Source organism: Knoellia subterranea KCTC 19937 (genome assembly GCF_000768685.1).
In the GTDB taxonomy this organism is placed as follows: domain Bacteria; phylum Actinomycetota; class Actinomycetes; order Actinomycetales; family Dermatophilaceae; genus Knoellia; species Knoellia subterranea.
On the sequence record NZ_AVPK01000021.1, the window covers coordinates 1 to 3,598 of the forward strand.

Annotated in this window: 1 protein-coding gene and 1 riboswitch; the gene reads left to right on the top strand. The window is 68.2% G+C overall.

All coding sequences use genetic code 11. From position 1 onward, the window contains the following. Positions 1 to 198 precede the first annotated feature (198 nt). Entirely contained in the window at positions 199 to 3,114 is a 2,916-nt protein-coding gene (gene leuS / locus N803_RS17115; protein ID WP_035907567.1) for a leucine--tRNA ligase, read from the top strand. A gap of 202 nt (positions 3,115 to 3,316) precedes the next feature. Beyond that, positions 3,317 to 3,432: riboswitch (SAM riboswitch) on the top strand. Positions 3,433 to 3,598 lie beyond the last annotated feature (166 nt).

Below are 3,598 nucleotides of genomic sequence, written 5' to 3' on the forward strand. Positions count from 1 at the left end.
CCACCCGGCGGGCCATTTCTCATTTCCGGGCACAACCGCGGGTGCGATACCCTGTGCCCATGGCCTCACGGCAGCTGCTTCTTCTGTGGCCGCGCTGACCGCACCATCACGGTGCGTCACCGCGGCTGACCCCTCCTGCGAGAGGGGCTTTTTTGTGGGCAGCCACGCCTGAGGATCTTCGATGAGGCAAGGGATGAGATGAGCGAGACGGCGCACCGTTATACGGCCGAACTGGCCGACCGGATCGAGTTGGCCTGGCAGGACCGGTGGGAGACCACGGGTGTCTTCAATGCGCCCAACCCCGATGGACCGTTCGGTGACCCCGGGGCTGTTGCCGAGTACGACGGCGGCCACATGCTCGTGCTCGACATGTTCCCCTACCCCAGCGGTGCCGGCCTGCACGTCGGACACCCCCTGGGCTACATCGCCACCGACGTCTTCTCGCGCTATCACCGCATGCTCGGCAAGAACGTCCTGCACTGCTTGGGCTACGACGCCTTCGGCCTCCCGGCCGAGCAGTACGCCGTCCAGACGGGACAGCACCCTCGAGTGACCACCGAGGCCAACATCGAGATCATGGCGCGTCAGCTGCGCCGGCTCGGTCTCGGGCTGGACAACCGCCGGGCGATCCGCACGATGGACCCCGACTACTACCGGTGGACCCAGTGGATCTTCCTCAAGATCTTCAACGCCTGGTACGACACGGAGGCCGTTCGTCCCGACGGGGGCCTCGGTCGTGCCCGGCCGATCACCGAGCTCGTTGCCGAGTTCGAGTCCGGCGCCCGCCCACTGCCCGACGGTGACGAGCGCGCCTGGGCCGACCTCTCCGTCAGCGAGCGCGCCGAGGTGATCGACGCACACCGACTCGCCTACGCCTCCGAGGCGCCGGTCAACTGGGCGCCCGGCCTGGGTTCTGTCGTGGCCAATGAAGAGGTCACCAATGATGGACGGTCCGAGCGTGGCAACTTCCCGGTGTTCAAGCGCAACCTGCGTCAGTGGATGATGCGCATCACCGACTACTCCGACCGCCTCGCCGACGACCTCGACCGTGTGCAGTGGCCGGACAAGGTCAAAGCCATGCAGCGCAACTGGATCGGCCGCAGCCACGGCGCCCGGGTCGCGTTCCGCGTCGTCGGCGCACCGGAGGACGCCGAGCCCATCGAGGTCTTCACCACACGCCCCGACACTCTCTTCGGTGCCACCTTCATGGTGCTCGCTCCGGAGCACCCGCTCGTCGACACCCTCGTGCCGCAGGGCGAGTGGCCCGAGGGCACGAACCCGGCCTGGACGGGAGGAGAGGCGACCCCGGAAGCTGCGGTCACGGCATACCGGACGGCGGCGTCTCGCAAGAGCGACGTCGAGCGTCAGATCGAAGGCAAGGACAAGACGGGCGTTTTCACGGGAGCCTGGGCGACCAACCCGGCAACCGGCACCCAGATCCCGATCTTCGTCGCCGACTACGTCCTCATGGGCTACGGCACCGGCGCGATCATGGCGGTGCCCGGCCAGGACGAGCGCGACTGGCACTTCGCCGACGTCTTCGAGCTGCCGAAGATCCGCACGGTCCAGCCGACCGAGGGGCACCAGGAGGACGAGGCGTTCACCGGCGAAGGGCCGGCCATCAACTCGGCCAATGACACCCTCGACCTCAACGGCAAGCCGATCGCCGAGGCCAAGGACGCGATGATCGCCTGGCTCGTCGAGCACGGGCTCGGTGAGGCGACGGTGAGCTACAAGCTGCGGGACTGGCTGTTCAGCCGACAGCGCTACTGGGGCGAGCCGTTCCCGATCGTCTTCGACGAGGACGGTGTCGCGCACGGTGTGCCCGAGTCGATGCTGCCCGTCGAGTTGCCGGACGTTCCGGACTACAGCCCGCGCACCTTCGATCCCGAGGACGCGGCGAGCGAGCCGGAGCCGCCGCTGGGTCGGGTCCGCGAGTGGGTCGAGGTTGAGCTCGACCTCGAGGACGGGCGCGGTGTGCAGAAGTACCGCCGCGAGACCAACACGATGCCCAACTGGGCCGGGTCCTGCTGGTACTACCTGCGCTACCTCGACCCCGAGAACCGCGAGGAACTCGTCTCCGCCGCGACGGAGGAGTACTGGGTCGGCCCGCGGGACACGCCCGTCGACGGTGCGCCTGCCGGCACGCGTGACCCGGGTGGCGTCGACCTCTACATCGGTGGCGTCGAGCACGCGGTGCTCCACCTGCTGTACGCCCGCTTCTGGCACAAGGTGCTCTTCGACCTCGGCCACGTGTCGAGCGAGGAGCCGTTCCGGACATACTTCTCGCAGGGCTACATCCAGGCGCCTGCCTATCGCGACGACCGCGGCCAGCCCGTCGAGGCGACCGAGGTCGAGGAGACCGTCGGCGCGGACGGCCAGTCGACGTTCACCTGGCGCGGCCAGCCGGTCACCCGCGAGTTCGGCAAGATCGGCAAGTCGCTCAAGAACATGGTGTCGCCGGACGACATGTATGCCGCGTACGGCGCCGACACGCTCCGCCTCTACGAGATGGGCATGGGGCCGCTGGACCAGAGCAAGCCCTGGGACACGCGCGCCATCGTCGGATCGCAGCGCTTCCTGCAACGCCTGTGGCGCAACGTCATTGACGAGGAGTCGGGCGAGGTCCGGGTCGTCGACAGCCCGATTGACGACGCCACTGCGCGCGTGCTGCACCGCACCATCGACGCGGTGCGGCGTGACTACGACGAACTCGGGTTCAACACCGCGATCGCCCGTCTCATCGAGTTCAACAATGCGCTGACCAAGCTTGACGCCGTGCCCCGTGAGGCGGCCGAGCAGATCGTTCTCATGGTCGCGCCGCTCGCCCCGCACATCGCCGAGGAACTGTGGTCGCGCCTGGGCCACTCCGAGTCGCTCACCCACGCCGACTTCCCGGTGGCCGACCCGGCGCTGCTCGTCGAGGACTCCGTGACCTGCGTCGTCCAGATCAAGGGCAAGGTGCGCGATCGCATCGAGGTGCCCTCGGACATCAGCGAGGACGAGCTGCGCGAGAAGGCGCTGGCGCTGCCGAAGGTGGTCGAGGCAACGGCCGCGGGAGTGCGGACGGTCATCGTGCGCGCACCCAAGCTCGTCAACGTCGTCCCGCTCTGACGAGAACTCTCCGGAGTCACTCGCGCGGTGCCGCATTATCGGGTGACCCCATACTCGGCCGCTCGACCCGGGTTGCCACCTCGGGTCGGGCGGCCCTTTGTCGGGTCACCCGATAATGGGCACGGGGTGCGCCCCGGTGAGTTTCAGATAGTGGACGCGGGGTCCCATGGTGCGGATGCGGGCCGCTAGAGTTCTGGACCAAGGTCACGAGTACCAGCGCATAGCCCCGGCTTGCTGGTCGGCAACCCTCCTCCGCGGTGGGGTGCTCCGGGTGACGACCTGGTCGTCTGCAACGAACGCAGTCGGCAAGCGCGGACTCGCGAGCACTTCGAGAGTCCTACGACTCTTCGGAGGAGCACCAGATGTCCATCGCCAGCTCGATCCCGCACACCTTCACCCGGGAGCGTCGCCAGCCGTGGCTGCGCTCGGTCCCTGCACCGGCACCCGAGGCACCCGAGGTGCCCGTGGCGCCCGAGGTGCCCGT

Excerpts from the sequence above, each read along its gene's own strand:
- leuS (WP_035907567.1), top strand. The coding sequence starts at position 199 with ATGAGCGAGACGGCGCACCGTTATACGGCCGAACTGGCCGACCGGATC.